Genomic DNA, 4,110 nt, shown 5'->3' with positions numbered 1-4,110 from the left:
TCCGTTCAGCGTATGAAGCATTTCTGTTTTGCCCTTCTCGTTTTTGAATCGAAGCTGCATGCGTCTCGCCTGAAATGAACCGAAGTTAGAGCATGAACTAACCTCCAGCCACCGCTGCTGTCCGGGACTCCAAACTTCCAGATCGTACTTCTTAGTTTGTGTAAAGCCCATATCACCGGTGCACATCAAAAGGGTGCGGTACGGCAGTTTTAGTTTCTTCAACAAAGACTCAGCATACTCACGTAAAGATTCCAGTTCGTCATCTGATGTATCCGGATGAACAATTTTTACCAGCTCTACTTTGTCAAACTGATGCAGACGATTCAGGCCACGAACATCTTTACCGTAACTTCCAGCTTCTCGTCTCCAGCAAGGTGTGTAGGCAGCATATCGAACCGGAAGATCATCTTTTGATAAAATCTCGTCCCGGTGGAAATTCGTTACCGGTACTTCAGCCGTAGGAATCGCAAAAAATCCATCGCGGGGTATGGTGTACATCATATCTTCCTTATCGGGAATTTGCCCTGTACCTTTAGCAGAATCCTCATTCACAAAATAGGGCGCCTGAAGTTCTGTATATCCCTGATCCACGGCCTCATTCAGAAAGAAATTAATGAGTGCCCGTTGCAGCCGAGCCATTTTACCTACATAAAAAGGAAATCCCGCGCCGGTAACTTTTGATCCTCTGTCAAAATCAATCCATTGTTTCTCTTCTGCAATTTCCCAATGGGACAATAACCAATCCTCTTTAGCCCGGTCACCCCAGGTCTTAAAAGTTTCATTATCCTCTTCGGTCTGACCAACCGGCACCGATTTATCCGGAACATTGGGAATACTGTAGAGCAGGTCAACACGCTCTCTGGCAACCGTTGCTACTTTCTCCTCAAGCTCTTTTAATTTCTCCTTGCCATCCGCGGTTGCTTTGATAATCTCCTGGGCCTCTTCTTTTTTACCCTGCCCCATCAGCTTGCCAATCTCTTTCGATTTGGCATTGTTTTCAGCTCTTAACTGATCAATCTCGGTAACCAGTGCACGCCACTCCTCATCTTTCTGAATCACTTTATCAACAGCTGAGGCATCCTTCTCTCCCTTGTTGATCATTCCCGTTTTTACCAGCTGCGGATTTTCTCTAATAAATGTAATATCGAGCATCGAAAAATATTTAAAAAGTATTTACTATTTCCGTTTAAAAGGTAAAGATACGAGTCGTTGAACAGGCATTGAAATTTTTCTACGCCTTTAGTATCCAAGTGTAAAAAACTTTTTACGAATTAATGCAAATATACCGTTGATATCCTAACTAATTAAGGATATTTTCAACTCTGATTAGAAATTTAAGGTAAAAACTGCCGTTATGAGCCATCAATTGGATGAAACCGACATTAAGATTTTAAACCACTTGCAGGAGCATGGACGTGCTCAACGCAACACTATCGCTAAAATCGTTCATCTCTCCGTTCCTTCCGTATCAGAACGTATGCGCAAGCTCGAAGAGAAGGGATTGATTGAGAGTTACAACGCTATTCTCGATTCCAAAAAGTTCAACTTCGACATTACAGCATTCATCTTTGTTGAAGTTGACGGATCTGAACGTTACCCCAGTTTTGTGGAGCATGTTACAGAACACCCCGAAGTATTGGAGTGCCACTCAATAACCGGAGACGGATCACATATCCTGAAAGTTCGTACAAAAAACACAGAATCATTTGAGAAGTTTCTTTCTCTCGTTCAGTCATGGGACGGAGTAACAAGAACTCGTTCAAATATTGTACTTTCCAGTTTTAAAGAGACGCGAGAACTTCCGATTGAGCGTACTGTCGAAATCAAAAAATAGTCCCAGGCCATCTTGCTGCCACTGATACTTGCCCTATTTCTATCCTGGCTGCCACTTTCACCGCAAAGTGTGGATGGTGATAGTACCTCAGAAAGCCGTTTTGGAAATAGAATTGCGCTATCTTTTGACTCTGTAACTGATGAAGCAGAAAAGCAGCAATTATTGGTTGACGCCGCTGAGATTGGTATCGACTTAATTCACTTCACCCGGGCTGATCAGCTCACAGCTACAATTACGGATGATTTTTTTCTGATCTATCAGTACCCTGATAACTATACCACTGTAAATAGTTTGCGACATCGATCCGCTGAAATTACAGCTGATATTCGTAATTCTCTGCAAACGTTGACGGATCAATACCCAGACAGAATTATTTCAGCAGGCCTTTTCCGCTATCCGAATGAAAAACATCCACAGTTTAACGCTTATACAACTCAAATCGCCGATAGCATTCGCGAGTTTTCAGGCTTGCCTGTTTTTTATCAATCAGCACTACCGGGTGACTCCCTAAATGCTGAAGGCTTTGACTTTACGGTACAAACCATTATTCCCGGTAATAACACACCAGCGGCAAACGCTCTGTTTTTTGATCCCGGAAAAAATGTACAGGAATCAAAAAAAACACTTGAAAATTTATTTAGACACACCCTGGAATTCGAGGAAAGCTTGTTAATCATTCCGGCTGATTGGTTTCAGGAATATGTTGCCGGCAATGACGACTATAAAACAATTTTCTCTGAATACCTTGAAGGCAACCTGATGCCGTTTCCAGTTCCTCAAACCCCTGAGGTTCCACCCGCCATGAACTGGAACGTAGTATTTCTCTTTCTCATTCTTGGGTCTATTCTCATACACATGAGATTCCAGCCCGTATATATTCAGACCCTTCCCCGATATTTTTTCAATCACTCTTTCTTTTTAGTTGATGTAATTGAACACCGCATTCGAAATATTTTTCCGGGAGTTATAATTCTTCTTCAACACTCTGTGGTAACGGGTCTAATTTTGTATCTGACGGCTGACAGTCTGTTTAACGAAAGAAGCCTGAGCGCACTAAGCTATCATTTTCCCGCTGTTTTCTGGCCAGCCAGTCCCTACGTCTCTCTATTTTTGGCTGGTTTTTTCGTCTCTCTCATGATGCAAATCGTCTCAGTGTTATGGCTACATCTGCCCAATAAAAGGCTCCAGTTTTTTAGCCAGACACTCAATCTTTACGCCTGGCCTCTGCACGTTAATTTTTTGGTTGCAACAGTACTGATTGTATTTCACAATCAGTCACCGGGGCAAACACTCATCTCCCTTCTCTTAGTCTCTTACCTGATCGTCTGGTTTATGAGTTTCAATGTAGCCGCTTATGATGCCGCAAAATTTTTAGAAAAATACAGCCTGCCTTATATCCTTTTTACGATCGGTTTGCACACTCTTCTTTTTGTCTTTTTGATATGGTTCACAGTTAATTCCCCTGCTATCCGTGAGCCCATTCAAATGGCCCTCTCATTTTCTTAATAGAGAGCCAAAGGATTAAACTATATGATTTGCTTTCTTAGCCTTGCCACAGGAAGCTGAAGCTGTTCTCTATATTTACTTACGGTACGGCGAGCAACTTTATACCCTTTCTCTTTCAGCATATTGGTCAAAGCCTGATCACTATACGGCTTCTGTTTATCTTCATTATCAATAATATCCTGAAGCACATTCTTCACCTCACGGCTCGATACATCTTCTCCGCTCTCTGTCTCCAGTCCCTCGCTGAAAAAGTATTTGAGCTCATAAACGCCAAAATTTGTCTGAACATATTTACCATTTACAACACGGGAAACGGTTGATATGTCCATATTAATTCTCTCAGCAACATCTTTCAGAATCATCGGCTTGAGACCATCACCGTGTTTAAAGAAATCCTCCTGCAGAGAAACAATGGTTCGCATTGTTTTCATCAGGGTGTTCTGTCGCTGCAAAATGGAATCAATAAACCATTGAGCAGATTCTATTTTATCCTTGATAAAATTTCGTGCTTGTTTATCCTTCTTACCTTTCTCTTCACCTTTTTTAAAATTATCCCACATCATTTTATACTCGGGAGAAATTCTTAAAGGCGGTGTGTTGCGCTGGCTCAATTTGATGACAAACTCACCATCGTCTTCATCTTCATTGTCATTATCTGACGGTTCATAAAAAACTTCAAAATCGGGCTCTACATATTGCCGGTTATCTTCATCCGGATTCGTAACACCGCCCGGTTTTGGATTGAGTCCTTTAATCAGCTCAAAAATCTC

4 protein-coding genes are annotated in these 4,110 nt (G+C 41.8%); 2 read left to right on the top strand and 2 right to left on the bottom strand.

Translation table 11 applies throughout. From position 1 onward, the window contains the following. Positions 1 to 1,152, bottom strand: a 1,152-nt coding sequence (serS, locus tag ACESM0_RS11075) for a serine--tRNA ligase (RefSeq protein ID WP_372906275.1), incomplete at its 3' end; no start/stop codon positions are given. Between the two features lie 202 nt (positions 1,153 to 1,354). On the opposite strand from serS, the gene ACESM0_RS11070 reads away from it, so the two are divergent. Then, on the top strand, positions 1,355 to 1,834 hold the full coding sequence (locus ACESM0_RS11070; protein WP_372906274.1) for an Lrp/AsnC family transcriptional regulator: 480 nt from the start codon (positions 1,355 to 1,357) through the stop codon (positions 1,832 to 1,834). Between the two features lie 12 nt (positions 1,835 to 1,846). Beyond that, positions 1,847 to 3,340, top strand: a complete 1,494-nt coding sequence (locus tag ACESM0_RS11065) for a hypothetical protein (protein ID WP_372906273.1) — start codon at positions 1,847 to 1,849, stop codon at positions 3,338 to 3,340. A gap of 20 nt (positions 3,341 to 3,360) precedes the next feature. On the opposite strand, the gene ACESM0_RS11060 is transcribed toward ACESM0_RS11065, so the two are convergent. Beyond that, positions 3,361 to 4,110, bottom strand: a 750-nt coding sequence (locus ACESM0_RS11060; RefSeq protein ID WP_372906272.1) for an RNA polymerase sigma-54 factor, incomplete at its 5' end; no start/stop codon positions are given.

The sequence above is a fragment of the Rhodohalobacter sp. genome (assembly GCF_041686455.1).
GTDB lineage: Bacteria > Bacteroidota > Rhodothermia > Balneolales > Balneolaceae > Rhodohalobacter.
Note: the sequence above shows the minus strand (reverse complement) of the source record. Positions and strands in the feature narration are given on the sequence as shown.